This is a genomic window from Yersinia sp. 2545 StPb PI (assembly GCF_052217125.1).
Classification (GTDB): domain Bacteria; phylum Pseudomonadota; class Gammaproteobacteria; order Enterobacterales; family Enterobacteriaceae; genus Yersinia; species Yersinia enterocolitica_E.
In genome coordinates this window covers 3,291,355-3,317,543 of sequence record NZ_JAZGPY010000001.1, presented here as the reverse complement: position 1 = coordinate 3,317,543, position 26,189 = coordinate 3,291,355, and the positions used below count along the sequence as shown (strand labels likewise).

The window sequence follows — 26,189 nt, the reverse complement described above, 5'->3', positions numbered from 1 at the left end:
TGGTCAGTATTCGGGTCAGTGAGAGCAGCAGCCTCAAGTCAGAAGGGTATTATATTACTCATTTTTGCACGGCAATGGTCCACTATAACATGACCGATAAGGCGTTTACCCCTGCCGTTGCCTTATTTGCATCTACGCGTTAGCTTTCCAGCAGGCGTTGCAATAATACACCGTTCAACATGGCGCGCTTAGCCAGAGCAAAAGCACCAATTGCAGACTGATGATCAAGCTGCGACGTCACGATAGGCAGATTCAGGCGGAAGTTTTTCAATACTTGTGTATTGATGCAACTCTGAATGGCTGGCAGTAGGATTTTATCGGCTTCAATGATTTCACCCGCAATAACGACTTTTTGCGGATTAAATAAGTTGATGGCGATAGAAATGGCTTTGCCCAGATAGCGGCCCACGTGCTCAATCACTTCGCTTGCCAGCAAGTCACCCCGGTTAGCCGCTTTGCAGATAGCGCCGATATGACAATCATCCAACGTTAATTTGCTTGGGTAGCCCTGACCGAGCAGGTGGCGCACTCGATTTTCAATGGCTGCATTGGAGGCAACCGTTTCCAGGCAGCCAAAATTGCCGCAATAACAGCGCTCACCCAATGGATCAATCTGGATATGACCGATTTCACCCACGTTACCGTTACTGCCCAAGAATATCTGGCTGTTAACGATAATACCCGCACCGGTACCACGATGCAGACGAACCAAGATGGAGTCTTCACAGTCACGAGTTGCACCAAAGTAGTGCTCCGCCAGTGCCAAACTACGAATATCGTGGCCAACAAAACTGGTGACATTAAAACGATTTTGCAGATTTTCGACTAATGGCCAGTTGCTGACACTGATATGGGGCATATAGCGCACGATACCTTTGTGCGGTTCAACCAGGCCTGGGAGGATAACCGCAATGGCAATCAGCTCACGCAATTTGCGCTGATAGGCTTCGATAAACTGACTGATAATAGTAAACAGCGCGTGTTCCAGCGTTTCTTGCGTGCGTTCAGGTAGCGAATAATGTTCTTCACCCAGTGATTTACCGCTCATATCAAACAGGGTAATAGTCGCATCATGGCGGCCCAGGCGCACCGCAATGGTATGGAACTGGCGGTTTTCTGTCACTATAGATATAGCACGGCGACCGCCGGTAGAGGCTTGCTGATCAACTTCCTTGATAAGCCCCCGTTCCAGCAGCTGACGCGTAATTTTGGTGACACTGGCGGGGGCGAGTTGGCTGAGATCGGCAATCTGAATGCGCGAGATCGGGCCTTGCTGATCAATAAGCCGGTAAACAACGGCACCATTGAGTTGTTTCACAAGATCCACATTACCAATTTGTGACTGTCCGCCGGTGCTCATCAATAAAATTACTCGCTTATTTTAAAACCTCGTTACCGTTAACGATGGTTTTAGTGATTTTATAATCGCGGGTAAAGGCAGTCAGGTTGGCCACTTTGCCGACTTCAATACTCCCTAACTGCTTATCCACGCCAATAGCGCGGGCCGCATACAGTGTCGCCATACGCAATGTTTCGTCCAGTGCGATGCCAACGTGTTCCACACTATTTTGTACCGCTTCGATCATCGTCAGTGCTGAACCGCTTAATGTGCCATTCTCATCCACACATAAACCATCGCGATAGTATATTGTTTTGCCAGCAAAAATAAATTGATCAATTTCAGCACCCGCCGGAGCGGTAGCATCAGTTACCAGTACCAGCTTGTCACCTTTCAGACGTTTTGCGTTGCGAATATTGGCCCAGTCGACATGCAGGCCATCTGCTATCACCCCGGTGTAGATTTCCGGCGTATCAAAAATCGCTCCGATCAGGCCGGGTTCACGCCCGGTGATGTATGGCATGGCATTATACAGATGTGTCGCAAAGCGGATACCGGCCGCAAAGCCTTGGCGGGCTTGCTGATAAGTGGCATTCGAGTGACCGGCTGAAACCAAAATACCGGCTTCAGTCAACTGGCGAATGTATTTGTCATCAACCATCTCTGGTGCCAGAGTGAATTGGGTAATCACATCCGCATTTGCACACAGATAATCAATCATCTCTGCGGTTGGTTTGCGAATAAACGCTGGGTTATGTGTGCCTTTCTTGAGCGGGCTAAGATATGGCCCCTCCAGATGCAGACCCAACGCTTTATGTTGGTTTTTTTGCAGGTATGAACGCATGACATTAATGCCGTGCTTCATAAACTCATCACTACATGTGATGAGTGTTGGCAGGAAGCTGGTGCAACCAGACTTTTCATTCGCGCGCTGCATGATATCCAATGTCTCTTCGGAGATAGCTTCGAGAGAATCATTGAATTGCACGCCGCCGCAGCCATTTAACTGCACATCAATAAAACCGGGGGCCAGAATGGCGCCACCCAAATCGCGCACCTCAATATCAGCCGGAAGTTCAGCGGCAGGACAGATACGTTCGATCAATCCATCAGCCACGACAACAGCATGATTATCCAGTACTTCGTGGCTGGTATAAATACGGCCGTGAGTTAAAGCGTACATCTTAGCCCCCTGATGACTGTTACAGACCTTTGATATTTTCAGCTTCCAATTCGTGGAAGTATTTTACAGTTTTAACCTTCAATTCCATAGTGGAAGGTTCATCACACACCATGATGGCTTTGGCATGCAGTTGCAGGCAACTGATGGTCCACATGTGGTTGATGCTACCTTCGACCGCAGCTTGCAAGGCTTGTGCTTTACCGTGGCCAGTGACCAGAATCATCACTTCTTCCGCATCCAGCAAGGTACCTACACCTACTGTAAGCGCATATTTCGGCACGAGGTTTGCATCACCACCAAAGAAGCGGGAGTTAGCGATGCGGGTTTCTTGCGTTAGCGTTTTGATACGAGTACGGGATGCCAAAGACGATGCCGGTTCATTAAATGCGATGTGACCGTCAACGCCCACGCCACCCATAAACAGGTTAATTTTACCGTAAGACTTAATTTTTTCTTCGTAACGACGACATTCTTCATCGATATCTGGCGCGTTGCCATTTAACAGGTTGATGTTCTCGGCTGGGATATCAACATGATCGAAGAAATTGGAGTGCATGAAGGTGTAGTAACTTTCGGGGTGTTCTTGTGGCAAACCGACATATTCGTCCATGTTGAACGTAACCACGTTTTGAAAACTGACGTCACCGGCTTTGTGCATCGCGACCAGATGTTTGTATGCTTCCATCGGTGTGCCACCGGTTGGCAGACCCAGTACAAACGGGCGCTCAGCGGTTGGTTTAAATGCGTTGATACGGCTAACGATATGACGTGCTGCCCATTTACCAACTTCTGTGGTGTTTTTCAGTGGGATAAGTCTCATCTTGCACCTCTTGGATTGCTAATAGTGGCTATACTCAACGCGATTTGAATCATCAGCTAAGCGTAACCCAGATTTTGACTCATGCGTTGGTACAATGCTTTGTTCATTTTTCGAATGATAAAATAAGTTTTGTATCGTGGCTAGTGCATTGGTGCTTTTTCACTAGTTTTTGGTGACATTTATCACAGAATAGGGGGTTTTAATTTGCGTTACGAAATAATTTTTTTACACTCCGCAATGAGTAATACGTGCCGTGAATAAATAAAAAGTGTGCCATGCGTTTTTCTAAAAGGTAGTGAGTCAATTAAATAAACTACTTAAAGGGTCCGATAGCGGACGAATAGGGGGAAAGGTGAATATTCTTAGTTACTTACAAAAAGTGGGCCGGGCCTTGATGGTCCCAGTGGCCACACTACCAGCAGCCGCGATACTGATGGGCGTAGGCTATTGGATCGATCCGGTAAGCTGGGGTGGTGATAATGCACTGGCGGCATTATTTATCAAATCCGGTGCGGCGATTATCGACAACATGTCCGTGCTGTTCGCAATTGGTGTTGCTTACGGTATGTCAAAAGACAAAGACGGTGCGGCTGCACTGACCGGCTTTGTAGGTTTCCTGGTATTAACCACGCTGTGCTCGCCTGCTGCGGTGTCGATGATTCAAAAGATCCCGGTTGATCAGGTGCCGGCAGCTTTTGGTAAAATCAACAACCAGTTCGTGGGTATTCTGGTGGGTATTATCTCTGCTGAGTTGTACAACCGCTTTAGCAGCGTTGAATTGCCAAAAGCACTCTCCTTCTTCAGCGGCCGCCGTCTGGTTCCAATTCTGACGTCCTTCCTGATGATCGTGGTTGCCTTCATTCTGATGTACGTTTGGCCACTGATTTATAACGCACTGGTGACCTTCGGCGAATACATCAAAGATATGGGTTCAGTGGGGGCGGGTATCTATGCCTTCTTCAACCGCTTGCTTATCCCAGTCGGCCTGCACCATGCCCTGAACTCAGTGTTCTGGTTTGACGTTGCTGGTATTAACGATATTCCTAACTTCCTCGGTGGCCAACAATCTATCGATTCTGGTAAAGCTGTTGTGGGTATCACTGGCCGTTATCAGGCTGGCTTCTTCCCAATCATGATGTTTGGTTTACCGGGTGCGGCGTTGGCGATTTATCACTGCGCGCGTCCTGAAAATAGAGCGAAAGTGGCTGGTATCATGTTGGCGGGTGCATTTGCAGCTTTCTTCACTGGTATCACCGAACCACTTGAATTCTCCTTCATGTTTGTCGCACCGGTACTGTACTTCTTGCACGCCGTGCTGACCGGTATTTCGGTGTTCATTGCTGCCAGCATGCATTGGATTGCCGGCTTTGGTTTCAGCGCCGGTTTAGTGGATATGGTGCTCTCTTCTCGCAACCCGCTAGCCACACAGTGGTATATGCTGATCCCACAAGGTTTGGTGTTCTTCGCCATTTACTACGTGGTGTTCCGTTTCACCATCCAGAAATTCAACTTGCTGACACCTGGGCGTGAATTGGCAGTTGAAGGCAGTGAAGAAGATGGTTATGACGTCAATGTTGATAACGCCCCAGCAGTAAACGAAAGTGAAATCAACGGTTTGGCGCGTCGCTATATTGGTGCTATCGGTGGTTCAGATAACCTGACTGCCATTGATGCCTGCATCACCCGCCTGCGTCTGAACGTAAAAGATTCTGCCCAGGTTAATGACAGTGTTGCCAAGCGCTTAGGTGCGTCAGGTGTCATTCGTCTGAATAAACAAAGTGTGCAAATCATTGTGGGTACCCGCGCAGAATTGATTGCTTCGGCCATGCGTACTGTGTTGGCAGGTGGTTCGGTTCCTGCCGCCACCAGCAGTTCTGTGGCACCCGCAGACGTTAAGCCTCAGGCAGTTATTAACACCACTAAAACAGCCTCTCTGGTACTGGTTTCGCCTATTACAGGTGATGTTGTCGCACTGGATCAGGTTCCTGATGAAGCTTTTGCCAGCAAAGCAGTCGGTGAGGGTGTTGCCATCCGTCCTACTGATAAAATGGTGGTTTCTCCGGCGAACGGGACTATCGTAAAAATCTTCAATACTGACCATGCATTCTGTCTGGAAACTGAAACCGGCGCAGAAATTGTGGTTCATATCGGGATTGATACGGTAAAACTGAACGGTCAGGGCTTTGCTCGTCTGGTTGACGAGGGAGCCACTGTCGTTGCCGGTCAACCGATATTGGAACTGGACCTGGCTTATCTGAACGCCAATGCGCGCTCAATGATTAGCCCGGTTGTGGTAAGCAATATTGATGATTATGCCGGTATCTCGGTATTGGCAGGCAGCTCTGTTGTTGCCGGTCAAAGCCCGTTGTTTGAGATTCAGAGCAAATAATTGGCTTATACTCGTCATACTTCAAGCTGCATGTACGTTGGCTGCGTTCAATCACCCGAATCACTTACTACAGTAAGCTCATCGGGATTCATTCGCTTGCCGCCTTCCTGCAACTCGTATTATTTAGAGTATAGAATTCGCGGTAGTAGAGTACTTATGTATTGAATGACCGGACTGAGTTTTAATCAAATCAGCGGGAAGAGAGCAATCTCTTCCCGTTTTTTTGTTTTATTTCCTGTAACAAACGGTTGTTTCCAAGTCGGGCTTGTTGGATTATATGCGGTTATATTTGTTGCGTTTGCATTGAGGAATAGAACAATGAGTGAGGCAGAAGCCCGCCCGAGTAATTTTATCCGTCAGATAATTGACGAAGATTTAGCCAGCGGTAAACACACGTCGGTTCATACCCGCTTTCCGCCAGAGCCAAATGGCTACCTGCATATTGGTCATGCCAAATCTATCTGCCTGAACTTTGGCATCGCACAAGATTATCAGGGTCAGTGTAATTTGCGTTTCGACGACACCAACCCGGTGAAAGAAGACGTCGAGTTCGTCGAGTCGATTAAACACGATGTAGAGTGGCTAGGCTTCACCTGGAGCGGTGATGTGCGTTACTCCTCAGACTATTTCGACCAACTGTACCAGTACGCTGTCGAGCTGATTAATAAGGGCCTGGCGTATGTCGATGAGTTAACCGCTGAGCAGATGCGCGAATATCGCGGCACACTGACTGCGCCGGGGAAAAATAGCCCGTACCGTGATCGCAGTGTGGAAGAGAATCTGGCGCTGTTTGAAAAGATGCGTGCTGGTGGTTTTGCTGAGGGAACTGCGTGTCTGCGTGCCAAAATCGATATGGCGTCACCGTTTATCGTGATGCGTGACCCGGTGCTGTATCGTATTAAGTTTGCCGAACACCATCAGTCTGGTAACAAGTGGTGCATCTACCCGATGTATGACTTTACCCATTGTATTTCTGATGCGATTGAAGGGATCACCCATTCACTCTGTACGCTGGAATTCCAGGATAACCGCCGCTTATATGATTGGGTGCTGGATAATATCTCTATCGAATGTCATCCGCGTCAGTATGAATTCTCTCGCCTGAATCTAGAATACGCCATTATGTCTAAGCGTAAGCTGAATCAATTGGTGACCGAGAAAGTCGTGGAAGGCTGGGATGATCCACGTATGCCAACGATTTCTGGTTTGCGTCGCCGTGGCTACACCGCGGCTTCCATCCGGGAGTTCTGCCGCCGTATTGGGGTGACCAAGCAGGATAACAACGTTGAAATGATGTCACTGGAGTCTTGTATCCGTGATGATCTCAACGAAAATGCCCCACGGGCCATGGCGGTTCTTGACCCAATCAAGGTGATTATTGAAAATCGTGTAGCCGGGGAAGAGTGGCTGACTATGCCAAATCACCCGAATAACCCGGAGATGGGCACGCGTCAGGTTCCTTTCGATAGCGAGCTTTATATCGATCGCGCCGACTTCCGTGAAGAAGCCAATAAACAGTACAAGCGTTTGGTGCTAGGCAAAGAAGTGCGCTTACGTAATGCCTATGTTATCAAAGCTGAACGTGTCGAAAAGGACGCAGAAGGCAATGTGACTACGCTTTATTGCAGTTATGACGCAGAAACCTTAAACAAAGATCCAGCCGATGGCCGCAAAGTTAAAGGCGTTATTCATTGGGTTTCTGTTAAGCATGCATTGCCGGCAGAAATTCGCCTGTATGACCGTCTGTTTAGCGTACCAAACCCTGCGGCGGCGGAAGACTTCTTGTCTACCATCAATCCTGAGTCGTTGATTATCCGTCAGGGTTTTGTTGAACCAGGTTTGGTTGATGCGGTTCCAGAGCGAACCTATCAATTTGAACGTGAAGGTTATTTCTGTGCCGATAGCCGCTATTCACGCCCTGATGCCTTGGTATTTAACCGTACTGTCGGTTTGCGTGATACCTGGGCGGCAAAAGCGACCAGTTAAGTTTTAGTTCTCACTCAGAACACTAGAATTGGCGTGGCTTAGTCCACGCTTTTTTTATGCCCTGATTTCCTGCAAATTTGATGTTAACAACGGGTATTCACCCAAATCACATGACTGCGTAAGTTCATCCAGATAGCTGTGCGTTGTCTGGTTGCACACTCGGTTTATTAGAAATAAAACTGAAATTGTTTATTCTACTAAACACTAATGACTCCCTTTCTCTTTTCCACTTCTGCGTTTTATCCCCTGGTCAATGTCGACATATTGCTCCTTTTTTTAGCAACAAAGCGGCTGTCTGTAAGTCTTTCTTAAATATTCGCTTTACGAATTAACTGAGGAAAAACCCCTATTTCATGGAGAGAAAACGCAGGCTTTATTGCATCGGCTGAAACCATTCAATATGTCAATGAGAGAAGATTTACAATTAAGAATATGACATTATGCATTGTTTTTAAAGCTTTTGTGAACTCTGTAATATTTTTTCACAGTTATGTGCTCGTTGTCATACTTTGAATAATTAGCGTTATTTTTAATTGATAATTCGCGTCGCGAAAAATAGTCTGTGTGGCAGCAGCAATCTACAGAGCGGTTGTTTTTCGCAACAGAAGTTTTTTAGCAGTAATGGCTGGTGGTTATTTCTCCCCAGCAAAAATTTTACCCACTAGGGTTTTTTTGAGGCTAAACCTGTGAGCTGTGGTGGACACAGGCAACGCACTTTAAATGTGATGTCAAAGAGGAATTTTTTCATATGGTTACGCACGGTGCTAAACGTAAAACGCTGGCGCTCGCAGTCGCGGGTGCATTGTTAGGAACGGGGTTCATGGTAGCCCCAGAGGCCAAGGCTAAAGGCTTTATTGATGATTCGTCACTGACCGGTGGGATTTATTATTGGCAGCGTCAGCGTGACCGTAAAGATTTAACGCCAGGGAGTGCGGAGTACGGCAAATATGTCGCCAACTTGCACCATTCTACCTTTAACGCCAATCTGGATTTCTCTTCCGGTTATGCGGCTGACATGTTTGGTATTGACTTGGCTGCTTTCGGCGCAGTTGAAATGACCAACAGTGGCCCGGCAGCGCCAAACGAAATTGGTTTCAGTGACGCTAAAACCCGTTGGGATGAGAAATGGACCGGTGATAAGAGTGGCGTCAGTGTTTATAAAGCCGCGGCCAAATTTAAGCTAGGTGATTTCTGGGCGCGGGGTGGTTATATCCAGCCAACGGGTCAGACACTGCTCGCACCACACTGGAGCTTTATGCCAGGGACCTACCGTGGGGCTGAAGGTGGCGCCAAATTTGATTTTGATACTGCCGGTGCCTTGTCCATGTCTTACATGTGGACTGATGAATATAAAGCACCTTGGTATCAGAATATGTACAACTTCCGCCAGGCTGATGGCAAGACCGGCGTAAGTTACCTGCACTCAATCGGTGCTAAATACGATTTCAAAAACAAACTGGTGATGGAAGCGGCATTTGGCCAGGCAAAAGATTACATGGACCAGTATTTCGCCAAGGCTTCTTACGCCTTCCCGGTGGCTGGCAATGATCTTCGTACCTCTTATCAGTTCTACGGCGCAAAAGATAAAGTTGATGGCGGTGCCAGCAATGTAAACGACGTCTATGACGGATTAGCCTGGCTACAAGCGCTGACATTGGGCTACACCACCGGGCCATTTGACTTGCGTCTTGAAGGTACCTGGGCCAAAGCTGACGGTAACCAAGGTTACTTCCTGCAACGTATGACGCCAGGCTATGCGACCTCTAATGGCCGTTTGGATGTTTGGTGGGATTCCCGCTCTGATTTCAACGCCAACGGCGAAAAAGCGCTGTTTGGTGGCGTGATGTATGACCTGAAAAACTGGAATCTTGCGGGTTGGTCAGTGGGAACCTCCTATGCGTATGGCTGGGATGCAAAACCAAGTACTAACCCAATTTATGACCAGAATACGCGTCTGAAAGAATCTGCTTGGAACTTTGATGTTCTCTACACTCTGCAAGAAGGCCGGGCGAAAGGCACGCTCTTCAAACTGCATTACACCATGTATGACAACCACACCAATATTCCAAGCTTTGGCGGCGGTTTTGGCAACGTATTCCAGGATGAAAAAGACGTTAAATTCATCGTGATTGCACCCTTTACCATCTTCTGATGTTGACCACTTTTTGATTGCCATCCCGGTAACCAACCCGGGGACATAATGGAGCACCCGCCATGAAGAAAATGCTTTTTATTATTACCACAGTATTGGGATTAAGTGCCTGCGCACCACAAACCCCAGTTCAACCGGAAGATAGCAAACTCAAACAAGCCTACAGCGCGTGCATCAATGCCAGCGAAGGTTCGCCAGAAAGATTGATCCCCTGCAAGGCGGTGCTAGATGTGCTGAAACAAGAGAAAGCGCATCAGGCTTTTACTGAGAAAGAGACCGTTCGAGTATTGGATTACCAGCGTTGCATTGATGCTGCACATACCGGTAATGGCCAGGCCTATGACGCGCAATGCGGGAAGCTGTGGCAAGAAATACGCAGTAATAATAACCCAGATAAATAATAGTCCTGATAAAAGTGACCAGGATAACGGCAATTGAGCTAACAATAACGCTGCCAGCAGCAATACTGTCAATAGCCGTTTTGGCAGCAGTTATTAATTACGGATGAGGTTAGTGATGAATAAATTCAAATTAAATGCTTTAGCGGCGATAACCGCAACCTTTGGCTTGATGGGATATGCCAATGCTGATACCCGTAATCAACAACTTGTTGATCAACTCAGCACATTGAAAGTTAATTATAAATTGTTGGATAACCGTGCTGCTGAAAATGGCGTTGATTGCGCCAAACTGGGTGCCGACTGGGCATCATGTAATAAAGTCATGATTACTCTGACCAACACCGGGGATGAGATAGTCGGCCAAGACTGGGCTATTTATTTCCATAGTATCCGCCAGATTCTGACCGTCGATAATAGCCAGTTTAAAATTACGCATCTGACGGGCGATTTGCATAAAATTGAACCTACCGCCAAATTCACCGGATTCCCCGCCAATCAAGCGGTTGAAATCCCTATTACTGGCGAATACTGGCAGTTGTTTGCCACTGACTTTATGCCGCGCTGGTATGCCACTGCTGGCGATGCTAAACCCAAAGTACTAAAAAATACCGATACCGAAGATATCAATGAGTATCTGACACAGTTTACTGGCGATCAGTGGAAACGCACCAAAGATGACAATAATGTGCTGATGACGCCGGAATCACGCTTTGTTAAAAACGAAGCGGTAAAAACGTTATCTGTGGCTAACTTGCGTGGGCAAATAATCCCTACGCCTATGGAGATTAAGCTCTATAAACAGGATGTGGATCTGAGTCACGGGGTTGCGCTGGATCTGAGTGTATTGCCTAAAGCTGCCGCAGAGGCAGCTCAGCAGCGCTTCGAATTACTGGGTCTGAAGGCCAATTCAGCCGGTTTCCCGATAAAAACTGTGATTCAACCTGCCGCGTTTAAAGGTGACTTAGCGGTTTCCGGTGCTTACGAGCTGAAAATTGGCGAGAAAGGGGCACAGGTTATTGGTTTTGATCCGAGCGGCGTGTTCTATGGCCTGCAATCCATTCTATCGTTGGTTCCGACTGACGGCACTAAGACTATTGCCACTCTTGAGGCGAAAGATGCGCCACGTTTTGAATACCGGGGTGTGTTCCTCGATGTTGGCCGTAATTTTAAAACCAAAGATGCAGTGCTGCGCTTACTTGATCAGATGTCAGCTTATAAGCTGAACAAATTCCACTTCCATCTAAGTGATGATGAAGGCTGGCGTATTGAAATCCCAGGCTTGCCCGAATTGACCGATGTTGGTAGCAAACGTTGTCACGATTTGACGGAGAATACCTGCTTGCTGCCGCAATTGGGTTCTGGCCCAGACAGCAATAATATGGGTAGCGGCCATTTCACTCGTGATGATTATATTGAGATTCTGAAATATGCCAAAGCACGCCAGATTGATGTGATCCCTGAAATCGATGTGCCAGCACACGCCCGTGCAGCCGTAGTGTCGATGGAAGCCCGTTATAACAATCTAATGAAACAGGGCAAAGAAAAAGAAGCTAACGAATTCCGTCTGCTTGACCCGACTGATGATTCCAATACCACGTCAGTTCAGTTCTATGAGCGTAAAAGCTATCTCAACCCATGCCTCGACTCTTCTAAGCGGTTTGTCGATAAAGTGATTGGCGAAATGGCGCAGATGCATAAAGAAGCCGGTATGCCACTGACTACCTGGCACTTTGGTGGCGATGAAGCGAAAAATATCCGTTTGGGTGCGGGTTATCAGGACAAAAACGGGCCGATTGAAGCGGGTAAAGGCATTATTGATAAGAGTGTTGAAGATAAACCTTGGGCCAAATCACAAGTTTGTCAGGATATGGTCAAACAAGGCAAGGTGCAGGATGTTGAACATCTTTCCAGCTATTTTGCCATTGAAGTCAGTAAGTTGGTTAATGCTCACGGCATCGAGAAGATGCAGGCTTGGCAGGATGGGTTGAAAGACGCCAAAGACGCCAAAGCGTTTGCCACTAAACGCGTTGGTGTCAACTTCTGGGATACCCTCTATTGGGGTGGTGCTGACTCAATCAATGATTGGGCCAATAAAGGTTATGAAGTGGTTGCGTCAAATCCAGATTATGTCTACTTCGATATGCCATATGAAGTTAATCCGAATGAACGCGGTTACTACTGGGCAACCCGCTTTAATGACGAAGCGAAAGTATTCAGCTTCGCACCAGATAACATGCCGCAGAATGCCGAGACCTCAGTGGACCGCGATGGTAATCACTTTAGCGCGAAAAGCGATAAACCTTGGCCGGGTGTACATGGCATCTCGGGTCAGTCATGGAATGAAACCGTCCGCACTGATGAGCAGATGGAATACATGATCTTCCCGCGGATGTTGCCATTGGCCGAGCGTGCCTGGCATCGCGCTTCGTGGGAGCAAGATTACAAAGCGGGCCGCGAATATCAAGGTGGCCAGACGCATAGCGTCGATACCAAGGCGTTGGACATCGATTGGCAACGTTTTGCCAACATCATGGGCCAACGTGAACTGGCAAAACTGGATAAAGCCGGTGTGTCATATCGCCTGCCTGTCCCCGGTGCTCGGGTTGTGGCGGGGCAGTTGGAAGCCAATATCTCACTGCCGGGCCTGATTATCGAGTATTCAACTGATGGCGGTAAGCAGTGGCAGAAGTATGATGCGAAGGCAAAACCTACCGTGAGTGGCGAGGTGATGATCCGCTCCACCAGCCCAGACGGTAAGCGTAGTAGCCGTGCTGAGTCGGTTAAAGTCTGAAAATTGGTAATATCGAGCTGTGTCTAATGTTATCTCCTGTTTGCTTTATTTTTTGGCCAAACAAATTTAAGTGAAGTTGAGTTGATGGTTTTTCCCCCGGCAGGTCCGGGGTTTTTTTTGCTGTAAAATTGATGCAGCTCGCTAAAGGGGGGAGAGTCAATAAATGGGGGCGATAAACAGTGAATTTGTCACTCAGGAAAGAACAATAACGGGATAGATACCCAATGTTATTGGTGTTGCAGATAGCTAGCAGGCGAACGAACCCAGAACATCGCTAACACTCTAGTGGGTTTCAGTACCAAGGGGATAAATATCAAGGACATAAATAAGAACGACCACCTGACTCCCAACCGAGAGATACTCAGGTATAGAACGGGAAAGGTGGCCATCTTGCTGATAGCTTATGTTAACCAAACAGTAGAACCTATCAATCTGGATTAAACATAAGCCGTAGTGTATTCAGTGCTTAAAATCTTTATAAGATAATGCTTTCAAAGCACATTATCTTTTATCGTGTGCCGACTCGTTTTCACGGCAATCACCGGTCTCACAATGGCCGTACAGATACAGACTGTGATTGGTCAGCTTGATACCATGCTGTTTAGAAATTTCACGTTGAAGCGATTCAATGGATTCATTGCTAAACTCAATCACTTTGCCGCAATCCAGGCAAATCAAGTGATCATGATGATGCTGCTGCGTCAGCTCAAAGACTGATTTACCGCCTTCGAAATTGTGGCGGGTAACAATACCGGCATCATCAAACTGGTTCAGTACGCGGTAAACCGTGGCTAAACCAATCTCTTCACCAATATCGATCAGCTTTTTATAAAGATCTTCCGCGCTGACGTGGTGGCACGCCGGATCTTGCAACACTTCCAGAATTTTAAGCCGGGGCAGTGTTACTTTAAGGCCTGCGTTTTTTAAGGCTTTGTTGTTGTCAGTCATGCGGATTCAGTCCTGTTACTATCGTTTCAAATTAAGGCTGTTCAGCCTATGACATCCGTGGCGCAATAATTACAATTGCGTCTCATTATAGAACTGCTAGCCCCAAATGAAAACCGTGGTTGTTAACAAAGATATAATTGCACACTTTGTAAGATTAATCATGCAGTGTATTGATGAATGGGGATAACACATCATTTAAGTGTACAGTGACGAGGGATAAAGTTACAAATTTGTAGCAGTTTATTTTCATTTTGCGCGCAGGAAGATGTGGATATGTGGGCCGCTTAACAAAGCACAATCGGATAGCCGGACGCGCTGTTCACCATGGATGGGAGCTAAAGAGAGAGAAAACAACGTTATGACAAAAAGCACAGCTCAAAAGGATAAAAGGCAACGGAAACGCCCGGCAGTGTTGAACACGACCATAGCGTTTCCGACAGGCTTGATTAACCCACTATCTCAGACAGGCTCAGTTCTTCAGTAATCTGTTTTACCCATGCCTCAACCCGCTCATTGGTAAGTTCTGGCTGACGGTCTTCATCAATTGCCAGACCAATAAAGTGGTCGTCATCCGCCAGACCTTTGGACGCTTCAAAATGGTAGCCCGCGGTTGGCCAATGGCCCACGATTGCGGCACCACGTGGCTCAATGATGTCGCGCACGGTACCCATCGCATCACAGAAATATTCTGCGTAGTCTTCCTGGTCACCACAACCAAACAGCGCCACCAACTTGCCATTGAAATCGATCTCTTCCAGTGTTGGGAAGAAATCATCCCAATCACACTGCGCTTCGCCGTAATACCAGGTTGGGATCCCAATCAGCAAAATATCGAAGCCTTCTAAATCTTCTTTACTGCTTTTGGCAATGTCGTGAACCTCAGCAACATCTTTGCCCAGTTGCTTTTGGATCATCTTGGCAATGTTTTCAGTATTGCCAGTATCGCTGCCAAAGAAAATGCCTACAGTTGCCATATAGCTAAATACCTTTTAAATTCAAATAGTTATGCAAATTACTGAGCGTTCTGCCCAATATTATAACACATGTATAGGGCGACATAATGCCAGAGAACCCCATCAGGCTTTTATCAAGTTTATGCGATATTAAATTTTTGTGAGTCGCTCAACCTTATAACGCCATTGCCGATAACCGTTGTGTAACTGAATAGTTGCAATTTGCGGTGCCAGGGGGAAACCCGTCAGATGAAGGTCTGCCGGCAAAGGAGTTGTCGTTAGCTGTATGAACGTCCTTTATTGCTTTTCGGTCATCAAATAACACCAGAGTCTCTAACGATAACTATCCGATATATAAGGGGAACGAACATGCAGTTTTTAAAAAATATTACTATCAGGGCGGCATTGCTTTGGGTACTTGGCGCATTTTGTCTGCTCTGGGGCGGTGTATCGGCCTATACCTTGTTATCACTCAACCAACTGACACAATCCTCCAACGCAAATACTGTGTTGGTTGAAAATATGAATTTGGTTAATCAGGGGACGGATCAATATTTCCGTATGGTGACACGTCTGTCTCGTTCAGTAGATTACCGCCAGAGCGGTAATATCGTGGATGCTGACAAAGAATTGAAATCATCCCATGTTGCATTGGAAAACCTGAAACAAAAGTTGGCAGAATTTAAAACTATTGACCATGCACAGTTAGACTCCGCTTTGGTTAGCGGCGTGATTGATGGATGGAGTGGGTTAATTGAACAAGGGGTTACGCCGCTGTATCAAGCTGCAATGGACAATAACAGCGCCGCTTATCAGGATTTAGCGAAAAAAACGGTACCTGCATTGAGTCGCCAGTATGGTTCAGTGGCTGAAAAGTTTAATCAGGCGGCATCAAAAGCTATCGGGGTGGCTAAAGATCAATTCTCTCATTTGACCAAAGTGAGCAGCATTACCCTTATCTCAGCGCTGATCGCCGGTCTGGTGATTTTACTGGCAACAGATCGCTATCTGGTTGCCAACCTGGTGCGCCCACTGGACGATATTCGCGAGCATTTTCGCGTGATTGCTTCTGGTCAGCTTGGTCTGCCTATTGCTGATTTTGGTCGCAACTGTGTTGGGCGGTTATTCCCGCTGCTGCGTGATGTACAAACCAGTTTGGTGAATACTGTTCAGGCAATTCGTAGTAGCACCGATGGGATCTATCATGGTGCAGCCGAGATTTCAGCCGGTAACACCGATTTGTCATCCCGCACTGAGCAGCAAGCTGCGGCGCTTGAAGAAACAGCGGCTAGCATGGAGCAGTTAACCGCAACCGTAAAACACAATGCTGATAATGCACACCATGCCAGTCAACTGGCGGCGAATGCCTCCGCCACCGCGAAAAAGGGCGGAATATTGGTAGCAGATGTGGTTAACACCATGAATGAGATTTCAGCCAGTTCGCGGAAAATAGCCGATATCACGACGGTAATTAACAGCATTGCTTTTCAGACTAACATTTTGGCACTGAATGCAGCCGTTGAAGCCGCCCGTGCCGGTGAACAAGGTCGTGGCTTTGCTGTGGTTGCCAGCGAGGTGCGTAATCTTGCACAACGCAGTGCACAGGCCGCGAAGGAGATTGATGGCTTGATTAATGAGTCGGTTAGCCGTGTCAGTAGTGGTTCGGCCTTGGTGGAAAGTGCTGGTATTACTATGGATGAAATTGTTCGTTCCATCACCAATGTGACCGATTTAATGGGTGAGATAGCTTCTGCATCTGATGAACAGAGCAAAGGTATTAGCCAGGTCGGACAAGCGGTGGCAGAAATGGACAGTGTGACACAGCAAAATGCCGCGTTAGTACAGCAAGCTTCCCGTGCTGCGGCCTCGCTAGAAGAGCAGGCCACTCAGTTAAACCGGGCGGTGGCCGTGTTTAAACTAAAGGCAGATGACGAACGAGTAAAACCGGCAGTGAAAACACGGGCAAATCCGTTAACCGCAGCACCTGCCAGCGCGAGAGTGGATAACAACGCAAACTGGGAAACATTCTAAAAACCGCTAACAGCCCGGTGACTTCAGTATGAGCGGGGTAAAGTAAAAACGGCGTAGCGTAAGTGATTACGCCACGCCGTCGTGGTAACCGATAGGGTTAAAACCCTTCTTGTGAATGGGCTAATTGAGCCAGCAACATTTGTTCAATCAGCTCACTACGGCTGATGTTACGCTGCTCTGCAAGGCTGTTGAGAGCATCGACGGCATCGGCATTAATCTTCAGTTCCACGCGTCGTAAGCCACGCACTTTATCGCGCCGTAGTTGATTTCGCTTATTAATTCTAAGCTGCTCATCACGGGATAATGGATTTGTTTTCGGACGCCCCGGACGGCGTTCATCTGCGAACAGATCCAGCGTCGTGCGATCCGTTTGTTCTTTTGCCATAGGTAGCAGTACTACAAGGGATTTACATCAGAAAGCGTAACGAAGCCTTGTCTGACGATTCGGTTTACATGTTTCAGGTTGAGAACATAGCTTGAGCGCATTGAATAACCTATATACCAGCAGCCTGAATTTGCATTTGCACCGGTTACGATCTGTGAACAGCGACCGAAGTCCGCAGCAAAATTAGAGCGCGCCATAATACCCCAGCCAACTGAGCAACGACAATGCTTTACTGTGATTAGATTGTGCTAATTCGTTCTTTTTTGCACAATTTTTCCACAGGAAATACATTTTTTTTCCCCAGGGGATGATTTTTAATCAATCGCCATCGTGCGCTGTACTTTTTTTATTCAGCCTCTTTTTCATCGATGCTGTTTTCATCAATAAAGCGGTGGATAGCCCGCAAGACAGAATCCGGCTTTTCCGCATGTACCCAGTGGCCAGTCCCTGCGACCACATAGGCTCGGGCTTGCGGAAATTGGCGGGCAATATCATCACGATGGCTATCTTGAATGTATGGCGACAGCTCACCGCGAATAAAGAGGATTGGGTGCGGCCACGGTGGAATAGGCTGCCAGCCGACAATATTTTCGTATTGATCCCAGAGTGCGGGCACATTAAACCGCCATTCGCCGTTGTGGAATGATTTCAATAAGAACTGAATGACCCCTTCTTCTTTTATCGACTCACGCATCAATTGAGCGGCTTCTTGTCGCTGGGTTATACCCGCAGTACTCACAGCATTGAGGGCAGTAAAGATAGTGTCGTGGCGGCGTACTTGATAGTTAACCGGGGCGACATCAATCGCGACCAGCTTTGCAATACGATGAGGAGCAATTGCTGTCAGTGCCATTGCCACTTTACCTCCCATCGAATGGCCGATGATAATGGCTTTCTCTATTGCGAGGTGGTCGAGCAGCTCCAGCACATCCTGCGCCATTGCAGGGTAATCCACTTGCGGTGAGCGGGGTGATAAACCATGGTCACGCATATCAACCTGAACCACGGTATGATCTCTTTGCAAGTCACGGGCCAAAACACCCAGGTTATCCAGATTACCAAATAGCCCATGAATCAGCATGATTGGCAGGGAAGGTGTGGCAGAAAGCGCGTTTTGTAAGCGGAAGTTTAATTTCATAGCGACGTTCATACTGAGAGATAATGTGGTTAGGATATCATGGCTGAACAAAGGTGTGCTGTTACACAATTATTTGCCTTATCATCAGTCATATGTAGATTATTGAGTTGCTGTGGGTGGGGTGGGCCATTTATCCCGATAAAGCCATTATAAAGGTACTCGTCAGCGCACTTTGACTTTATAATCCTAAGATATGTATAAGAAAGTAGAAACCCGTACTGGATAAAGATGAAAACTATTGAACTCGACGAAGAACTTTATCGCTATATTGCCAGCCATACGCAGCACATTGGCGAGAGCGCGTCTGATATTTTACGACGTATGCTGAAGTTTACGGCCGGTCAGCCGGTACCCAGTATCCCTGCCAGCACTGATGCGGTGAAAGCGGCTACAGCTCCAGCACCACGAGATCGGGTTCGTGCAGTGCGTGAATTGCTGTTGTCCGATGAGTATGCAGAGCAAAATAGGGCGGTTAACCGCTTTATGTTGGTGTTATCCACACTTTACACGCTGGATGCACAGGCGTTTACCGAGGCGACTGAATCATTACATGGTCGCACCCGGGTTTATTTTGCCGGTGACCAACAGACATTGTTGCAAAACGGGACGCACACCAAACCCAAACATGTCCCAGGTACGCCATACTGGGTTATTACCAATACCAATACCGAGCGTAAACGCAGTATGGTGCAACATCTCATGCTGGCAATGCAGTTCCCGCCGGATTTGACCGAAAAAGTGTGCGGGACTATTTAATTTCGTTGAACCGATACCCAAAGAAATTGGAGTTGCAGGTAGGCAGCAAGCGAACGACAAATGGGTTGTAAACCATGTTGAACAGCACTTGCACTGGCCCGCAGGGTGAGCCTCATCAGAGGCTCATAATCCCGATGAACTTACGCAAATATGCGATTCGGGTGAGTGAACGCAGCTTGCGGCTCCAAGTGCGAAGGGGATATATAGGGAGTAGTGACTGTGGCCAATCACCCTCGTGCCGGGCAACCCGCTCAGCAAAGCGATTTGATAAATGTTGCGCAGTTAACGTCGCAATATTATGTATTGCAGCCAGATGCTGAAAATCCGGCCCATGCGGTCAAATTTGGCACCTCCGGCCATCGTGGCAGTTCATTACGCCACAGTTTTAATGAAGCACACATCTTAGCAATCGCTCAGGCGATCGCCGAAGTTCGTCATCAACATGGCATTAGTGGCCCGTGTTATGTGGGTAAAGATACCCATGCACTCTCTGAACCGGCATTTATCTCGGTATTAGAAGTGCTGACGGCGAATGGTGTGGATGTCGTGGTACAGCAAGATAATGGTTTTACACCAACCCCGGCGATTTCACATGCTATTCTCTGCCATAATGTGCAGGGGAAAGCCTTGGCTGACGGCATTGTTATCACACCGTCACACAATCCGCCTGAAGATGGTGGCATCAAGTACAACCCACCGAATGGCGGCCCGGCCGATACCAATCTGACCTCGGTAATTGAAAAAAGAGCTAATCAGTTACTCAGCCTGAAATTAGAGGGCATCAAACGCCAAACGCTGGATAAAGCCTGGCGTGGTAATCATCTGCGTGAGCAAGATTTGATTCAGCCGTATGTTGCAGGCTTGGTGGATGTGGTCGATATTCCGGCTATTCAACGTGCTGGTTTGAAATTAGGTGTTGATCCTCTCGGTGGCTCCGGTATTGCTTATTGGCAACGTATTGGTGAGCACTATAAGCTGGATCTAACACTGGTTAATGATTCTATCGATCAGACCTTCCGCTTTATGCATCTGGACCATGATGGCGTGATCCGGATGGATTGCTCGTCAGAGTCCGCCATGGCTGGCTTATTGGCGTTACGCGATAAATTTGATTTAGCTTTTGCTAACGATCCCGATTATGACCGCCATGGTATTGTGACTCCGGCAGGGTTGATGAATCCGAATCATTATCTTGCAGTATCGATCAATTACCTGTTCCAGCACCGTCCACAATGGGGAGCTGAGGTGGCCGTGGGTAAAACCCTGGTCTCCAGTGCGATGATTGATCGCGTGGTGGCTGATTTAGGCCGTAAGTTGGTAGAAGTTCCGGTCGGCTTTAAATGGTTTGTTGACGGTTTGCACGACGGTAGCTTTGGTTTTGGCGGTGAAGAGAGTGCTGGGGCTTCCTTCCTGCGCTTCGATGGCACGCCGTGGTCTACTGATAAAGACGGTATTATCATGTGTTTGCTGGCAGCAGAAATCACAGCAGTTACCGGTAAAAATCCACAGCATCACTATGATGATTTAGCTAAACGCTTTGGCGCACCGAGCTATAACCGTATTCAGGCTCCGGCGACTCAGGCGCAGAAAAACGCGTTGTCTAAACTGTCACCTGAGATGGTGACAGCCAACATGTTGGCGGGTGATCCTATTACTGCTCGTTTAACCACAGCACCTGGCAATGGTGCATCCATTGGCGGCCTGAAAGTGATGACGGATAACGGCTGGTTTGCGGCCCGTCCATCCGGTACTGAAGACGCTTACAAAATTTACTGTGAAAGTTTTATCAGCCCAGAGCATCGTGAAAAGATAGAGCAGGAAGCCGTAGATATTGTCAGTGAAGTGCTAGCGGGTAAATAGTCATAACCGGTAAGAAATAGCGCCTATTGGCGCTATTTCTTCGCCAGAAGTTAGATCAGCCGATAAGCTGACACCTAATATTATATTTCTTCTTTTAGCCCTGTTTTCCATTGCCAGGAGCCGATTACCCCAATGCTACTAGCAATGCTCCGGCGGTAATCAGTGCGACGCCCAAACTCGCCACCAGCGAGATTTTTTCACCAAACAGGATAACCGCCAGGATCACCGCAAAAACTACACTGAGTTTATCAATCGGGGCTACTTGAGAGACATTGCCATGCTTGATAGCCATAAAGTAAAACAGCCAGGATAACGCACCCGCAACGCCACTGAGAATAATGAATAACAGGGCTTTTTTATCGGCCAATACACCACTGATCAGATTGAATTTCCCTTGAGCTAACACCACACCGACCAGGAACAGCGCCATCACGACAGCACGAACGGCAGTCGCAGTATTGGCATCCAACTGCTGCAAGCCGATTTTACCGAAGATAGCGACCAGAGAGGCGGTGAAGGCAGATAGCAGGGCGTAAATCAACCATGTACTCATGAATAATAAGACCTATTAGCATTTAAAAGTTTGATGCTACGCCGCTGACAGCTATTTTCCTAGTATCAATGTAAATTTTTATATCACACAAGGTGTTACGGGATAAAGCGATAGCCGACGCCGGTTTCAGTTAGCAGATGCTTAGGGCGGGTCGGGTCTGTTTCTAATTTCTGCCGTAAATGGCCCATATAAATACGCAGATAGTGGCTGTGTTCGACATAATTTGGCCCCCAGACTTGGCTTAATAACTGGCGCTGGGTAATGACTTTACCGGCATTCGCCAATAATGCAGAGAGCAGGCGAAACTCAATCGGTGTCAGGTGCAGATTTTCGCCGGCACGGGTAACCTGACGATTAATCAGATCAACGCTGATATCCGCAAAGCCCACCAGCGGGCTTTCCTGACTACCACCGCTATGGCGGCGCAAAGCAACCCGCACTCTAGCCAATAACTCACTGATTCCAAATGGTTTGCTTAGGTAGTCATCGGCTCCGGCATCCAACGCGGCCACTTTATCTTCTTCATTGTTACGAGCCGATAAGACGATAATAGGAATGGCACTCCACTGGCGCAGGTCTTGAATATAAGTCAGTCCATCGCCGTCTGGTAACCCCAAATCCAAAATAATCAGGTCCGGTTTGCGGGTACCGGCTTCAATTAGCCCCCGTTGCAAGGTATCACTCTCGAATACTCGCCAGCCCTCACTCTCCAGCGCAATACGAACAAAGCGCCGGATCTCTTTTTCATCTTCTACGATTAGAATGTTAGTCGGGGATATAGTCACTTCTCCTTCATTAGGCTATTTTATTTGCCATTTTGAACCTGGGCAGTGCTCAGAATCCTCACGTACTCGGTGTACGCTCCGGTTCTTCCGCTCTGTCCGTGTTCAAACTGCCTGCAACAATGACGCCTACTGAGATAGGTTCTATACCCGTCATACTTCAAGCTGCTTGTGTGTTGGCTGCTTTCGTTACTCGGCCCGTCCATGGGCCTCGCCTCTGTGAGGCCGCTGCAAGCAGCGTTCAAATCTGCTCCTGGCAGGTTTGTCACCCCGGTCACTTACTTAAGTAAGTAACCGGGGACTTACTCAGTTGCCGCCTTCCTGCAACTCGAATTATTTAGGGTATATCATTTTTCAGCATCAAGGTGTTCACTATCAATGTTTTCACCATCAATATCTGGCGCTCTCTCGAGTGGTAGCGTGAAGCGGAAGCTAGCACCGCCATCTTTATTGTTCTCAACCCAGATACGCCCGCCGTGTACATCAATAATGGCACGACAAATGGCTAAACCCAAGCCGACACCGGGAATGGCTGACTCTTTGTTACCTCGGGAGAATTTATCAAAGATTAGCTGTTCTTGCCCAAGGGTCACTCCTGGGCCATTATCCCATACTTCTACATTTAGCCACTCACCTTGTACCGCGGCCCGAATCCCCAGCAATGCCCCCTGACCGGCATATTTATGTGCATTTTCCAACAAATTGATAAACACCCGTTCCAGTAAGCTGCCGTCACAGTTGATCAACACCATTTCATCCGGTAACTCGACGTTGATGTGATGATGATTGAGGGCGGTTTCTAGCATATGCAGGGCGCTACCCACGATCTCTTCCAGTGATTGCCACTCTTTACGTAGATTAAACCCACCCGATTGAATACGCGCCATATCCAATAAGTTATTCACCAGTCGGGTGGTACTCAGCACTTGTTGGCGGATTTGATTGGCTTGCGGCGCATGGCGTGAACCTTCCGCTGCCAGATCCAGCGTCAAAATTTCGGCCTGACCGAATAGCACCGTCAATGGGGTACGTAAATCATGAGATAGTGCCGCCAGCAGTGAGTTACGCAGTTGCTCGCGTTCGGCATCCAGTTTTGCCAATTCGGCACTGCGTGCCAGATGTAGCCTTTCCAGAGCATTGGCGATCAGACTGGTAAAGGTTTGCAGCAAGCGCTGCTGCTCCGGCACCATTAATTGGCGCAGGTTGGCAGGTTCGATTGCCAGCACGCCAAAAGTTTGCTTGGAGGCGGTCAACGGTAATAACTGATAGGGGACACCGGGCAAGGTGTCGGTACCGGCACCTGCCGGTGCGCCTTTGTCAAAACTCCAGCGGGCAATAGCCACATCAACAGAAAGTGCGCCGCCTTCGTCAGTGGCGACTTGCTGCAAGCGTCCATCTTCCTGTGGCAGTAACAGGTCAGTTTTCGCTTGAAAACTGCTGGAGAGAAAATGACGACTGGTTTTGACAATATCCGCAGGCGTTAGGGCACGGCTTAATCCGCGCGACATCTCATACAAATGCCTGGCGCGTTGCTCGCGATAACGGGCAATTCTGGCTTGATAGCGCACCCCAGCGGTAAGATTACCCACCACGATACCGACAATCAGCATCACGCCAAACGTCACCAGATACTGCACATCAGTGACCGCCAGTGACCCATGCGGTTGAACAAAAAACAGATCGAAACTGGCGACATTAATCACTGCCGCCAAGACTGACGGCCAGCGGCCATAGAACAGTGCAATAATCACCACACCCAGTAAGTAGACCATCACCAGGTTGGCTTGATCGAAACCGGGGATGAGCCACTGCGATAACACCGTAATCAGGGCACACAAGCCGATGGCTGCCGCACAGCCACGCAGTTGCATCCGCCACTTTTCAGTAAAGGTACGAGAATCACTCTCTTTCACCACATTGGGGGGGGTATCGCCCTCCAGTGCAATAATCACCAAATCCAGATCTGGCCCCAGCTTGCCCAGGCGATCTGCAAAGCTACCACGCAGTTTCCACTGTTTTTCCGTGCGGCGACCAATGATGATTTTCCCCAGATTATGTTCTCGGGCGTAACGCAAGATGGCCTGTTCTTCACGGGGTTCTGACAGCGTAGCGGTTTCTGCTCCTAACTCTTGCGCCAATTTTAGTGTGCGTAAAATGGCCCGGCGCTTCGCTTCTGGCAGGCCATGCAGACGGGGTGTTTCCACATAGACTGCATGCCAGATACACCCCAATCGGGCTGCCAGCCGGGCAGCAGTTCGGACCAGTTTTTCGTTACCGCTGTTATGGCCAATACACAATAAGATGGCATCACGGGTATGCCAGACACGTTCGCGCCCCTGAGTGTCACGGAAAGCACGCATCTGATCATCAACCCGATCCGCGGTACGGCGCAGTGCCAGCTCGCGTAGGGCGATTAAATTGCCCTTACGGAAGAAGTGCTCAATGGCTCGCTCCGCCTGACCCGAAATATAGACCTTGCCTTCATTCAGCCGCTGGCGCAGGTCATCGGGGGGGAGGTCGACCAAAACCACTTCAGTGGCTTCATCAAACATATGGTCGGGCACGGTTTCCCGCACCCGGATACCGGTCACGCCGCCGACCACATCATTCAGGCTTTCTAGATGCTGTACATTGACGGTGGTCAGCACATCAATGCCAGCATCCAGCAGTTCTTCAACATCCTGCCAGCGTTTCGGATGGCGCGAGCCATAGGCATTACTGTGCGCCAGCTCATCCATCAGGATCAGTGCCGGGTGGCGTGCCAGGGCCGCATCCAAATCAAATTCACGTACCTGACGATTGCGGTGATGAATTCGCTTTTGCGGTAGGATGGTCAGCCCTTCGAGCAGCGCTGCGGTTTCGCTACGCCCGTGTGTTTCCACCACACCAACCAATACATCCAGCCCTTGAGTCCGCAGGCGCTGAGCCTCTTGCAGCATGGCGTAAGTTTTGCCTACCCCCGCACAGGCCCCGAAAAACACTTTTAGCCGGCCACGGGTCTTCTCATTGGCTGCTGCGAGCAGGCTGTCGGGGTCGGGGCGGGTTGGTTCTGCATCCACCATGTTATGTCCTTAAGATTTTGCCGGGTTGATCGGTACTTTTACCGGGCTTTGGGCATCCAACGCCATATTCAGATTCAGCACATTCACCACTGATTCACCGAAGAAGTTCGGTGTCGCTTTTTGCACACTACTATCAATCAACTGCTTCACTTCAGACAATGGCATCTGGCGCACGCTGGCGATGCGGGGAGCCTGATAATAGGCCGCTTCCAGTGAAATACTGGGATCCAGACCACTGCCTGATGCTGTCACCAAATCAACCGGGACTGGGCCAGTTTGTGTCGGATTAGCCTGACGCAGTAATGTTACTCGCTCACTGATAACCTGATCCAGTGCGGGATTGCTGATGGACAGATTACTCCCACCAGAGGCCATTGGATTATAAGGTATATCTGCTGTTACCGATGGGCGGCCAGCAAAATAGCCTGGCTGAGTAAAGTTTTGGCCTAGCAAGGTAGAGCCGACAACTTCATCACCCAGCATCGCCAGTGAACCACGCGCTTGCTCGGTAAACATCAATTTTGCCAATCCGGTAGTCAGCAGAGGATAAGCTATCCCGGTGATAAGTGTCAGTAATATCAGTAGAACCAATGAAGGTCGCAGGTATGACATGGATATTGCCTCTCTATTCGGTCTTAATAGCGGCCACGAGCAAAACAC

General features: G+C 48.4%; 19 protein-coding genes. 8 read left to right on the top strand and 11 right to left on the bottom strand.

Features of this window, described 5'->3' with window-relative positions; all coding sequences use genetic code 11:
- Nucleotides 1–139 precede the first annotated feature (139 nt).
- Genes nagC through nagB form a run of 3 tightly spaced genes read right to left on the bottom strand, consistent with a single transcriptional unit; the run spans nt 140 to nt 3,342 of the window.
- Nucleotides 140–1,360, bottom strand: coding sequence for a DNA-binding transcriptional regulator NagC (gene nagC, locus V1955_RS15480; protein WP_442821119.1), 1,221 nt, complete (start codon nt 1,358–1,360; stop codon nt 140–142).
- Between the two features lie 16 nt (nt 1,361–1,376).
- Nucleotides 1,377–2,522 (bottom strand): N-acetylglucosamine-6-phosphate deacetylase, encoded by a 1,146-nt coding sequence (nagA, locus tag V1955_RS15475; RefSeq protein ID WP_083159641.1) that lies wholly within the window; start codon nt 2,520–2,522, stop codon nt 1,377–1,379.
- A gap of 19 nt (nt 2,523–2,541) precedes the next feature.
- On the bottom strand, nt 2,542–3,342 hold the full coding sequence (gene nagB, locus V1955_RS15470; RefSeq protein WP_442821118.1) for a glucosamine-6-phosphate deaminase: 801 nt from the start codon (nt 3,340–3,342) through the stop codon (nt 2,542–2,544).
- A gap of 352 nt (nt 3,343–3,694) precedes the next feature.
- Here nagB and nagE point away from each other — a divergent pair, with 352 nt between their 5' ends.
- From nagE to V1955_RS15445, 5 genes are all read left to right on the top strand, one after another.
- Nucleotides 3,695–5,731, top strand: coding sequence for an N-acetylglucosamine-specific PTS transporter subunit IIBC (gene nagE, locus V1955_RS15465; protein WP_442821117.1), 2,037 nt, complete (start codon nt 3,695–3,697; stop codon nt 5,729–5,731).
- Between the two features lie 318 nt (nt 5,732–6,049).
- A complete protein-coding gene (glnS, locus tag V1955_RS15460) occupies nt 6,050–7,717 on the top strand; it encodes a glutamine--tRNA ligase (protein WP_442821116.1) in 1,668 nt (555 codons plus the stop codon).
- A 748-nt stretch (nt 7,718–8,465) separates the two neighbouring features.
- A complete protein-coding gene (chiP, locus tag V1955_RS15455) occupies nt 8,466–9,869 on the top strand; it encodes a chitoporin ChiP (RefSeq protein ID WP_083159637.1) in 1,404 nt (467 codons plus the stop codon).
- A gap of 62 nt (nt 9,870–9,931) precedes the next feature.
- Nucleotides 9,932–10,270, top strand: a complete 339-nt coding sequence (gene chiQ, locus V1955_RS15450) for a ChiQ/YbfN family lipoprotein (protein WP_083159636.1) — start codon at nt 9,932–9,934, stop codon at nt 10,268–10,270.
- 115 nt (nt 10,271–10,385) lie between these two features.
- Nucleotides 10,386–13,061 carry a beta-N-acetylhexosaminidase gene (locus V1955_RS15445; RefSeq protein WP_083159635.1) on the top strand — a complete coding sequence of 892 codons (2,676 nt, stop codon included), beginning with the start codon at nt 10,386–10,388 and terminating at the stop codon, nt 13,059–13,061.
- A gap of 501 nt (nt 13,062–13,562) precedes the next feature.
- Here the strand turns inward: V1955_RS15445 and fur are convergent.
- Both fur and fldA read right to left on the bottom strand, forming a co-directional pair.
- Nucleotides 13,563–14,009: a ferric iron uptake transcriptional regulator gene (fur, locus tag V1955_RS15440; protein ID WP_083159634.1), complete on the bottom strand. Its 447-nt coding sequence runs from the start codon at nt 14,007–14,009 to the stop codon at nt 13,563–13,565.
- A gap of 446 nt (nt 14,010–14,455) precedes the next feature.
- Nucleotides 14,456–14,983, bottom strand: a complete 528-nt coding sequence (fldA, locus tag V1955_RS15435; RefSeq protein ID WP_083159633.1) for a flavodoxin FldA — start codon at nt 14,981–14,983, stop codon at nt 14,456–14,458.
- Nucleotides 14,984–15,331: 348 nt separating this feature from the next.
- On the opposite strand from fldA, the gene V1955_RS15430 reads away from it, so the two are divergent.
- A complete protein-coding gene (locus V1955_RS15430; RefSeq protein WP_083159632.1) occupies nt 15,332–16,993 on the top strand; it encodes a methyl-accepting chemotaxis protein in 1,662 nt (553 codons plus the stop codon).
- A 97-nt stretch (nt 16,994–17,090) separates the two neighbouring features.
- Here the strand turns inward: V1955_RS15430 and ybfE are convergent, their stop codons facing one another.
- Nucleotides 17,091–17,378 (bottom strand): LexA regulated protein, encoded by a 288-nt coding sequence (gene ybfE / locus V1955_RS15425; RefSeq protein ID WP_005163374.1) that lies wholly within the window; start codon nt 17,376–17,378, stop codon nt 17,091–17,093.
- A gap of 346 nt (nt 17,379–17,724) precedes the next feature.
- Nucleotides 17,725–18,516 carry an esterase gene (gene ybfF / locus V1955_RS15420; protein WP_372568860.1) on the bottom strand — a complete coding sequence of 264 codons (792 nt, stop codon included), beginning with the start codon at nt 18,514–18,516 and terminating at the stop codon, nt 17,725–17,727.
- Between the two features lie 228 nt (nt 18,517–18,744).
- On the opposite strand from ybfF, the gene seqA reads away from it, so the two are divergent.
- Both seqA and pgm read left to right on the top strand, forming a co-directional pair.
- Entirely contained in the window at nt 18,745–19,272 is a 528-nt protein-coding gene (gene seqA, locus V1955_RS15415) for a replication initiation negative regulator SeqA (RefSeq protein WP_083159628.1), read from the top strand.
- A 219-nt stretch (nt 19,273–19,491) separates the two neighbouring features.
- A complete protein-coding gene (pgm, locus tag V1955_RS15410; protein WP_442821115.1) occupies nt 19,492–21,132 on the top strand; it encodes a phosphoglucomutase (alpha-D-glucose-1,6-bisphosphate-dependent) in 1,641 nt (546 codons plus the stop codon).
- Between the two features lie 124 nt (nt 21,133–21,256).
- On the opposite strand, the gene V1955_RS15405 is transcribed toward pgm, so the two are convergent.
- From V1955_RS15405 to kdpC, 4 genes are all read right to left on the bottom strand, one after another.
- Nucleotides 21,257–21,685, bottom strand: a complete 429-nt coding sequence (locus tag V1955_RS15405; protein WP_442821114.1) for an EamA family transporter — start codon at nt 21,683–21,685, stop codon at nt 21,257–21,259.
- A gap of 95 nt (nt 21,686–21,780) precedes the next feature.
- Nucleotides 21,781–22,470 (bottom strand): two-component system response regulator KdpE, encoded by a 690-nt coding sequence (gene kdpE, locus V1955_RS15400; protein WP_083159624.1) that lies wholly within the window; start codon nt 22,468–22,470, stop codon nt 21,781–21,783.
- Nucleotides 22,471–22,814: 344 nt separating this feature from the next.
- A complete protein-coding gene (gene kdpD / locus V1955_RS15395; RefSeq protein ID WP_102970448.1) occupies nt 22,815–25,529 on the bottom strand; it encodes a two-component system sensor histidine kinase KdpD in 2,715 nt (904 codons plus the stop codon).
- A 9-nt stretch (nt 25,530–25,538) separates the two neighbouring features.
- Nucleotides 25,539–26,141: a potassium-transporting ATPase subunit KdpC gene (gene kdpC, locus V1955_RS15390; RefSeq protein WP_442821113.1), complete on the bottom strand. Its 603-nt coding sequence runs from the start codon at nt 26,139–26,141 to the stop codon at nt 25,539–25,541.
- Nucleotides 26,142–26,189: the final 48 nt, after the last annotated feature.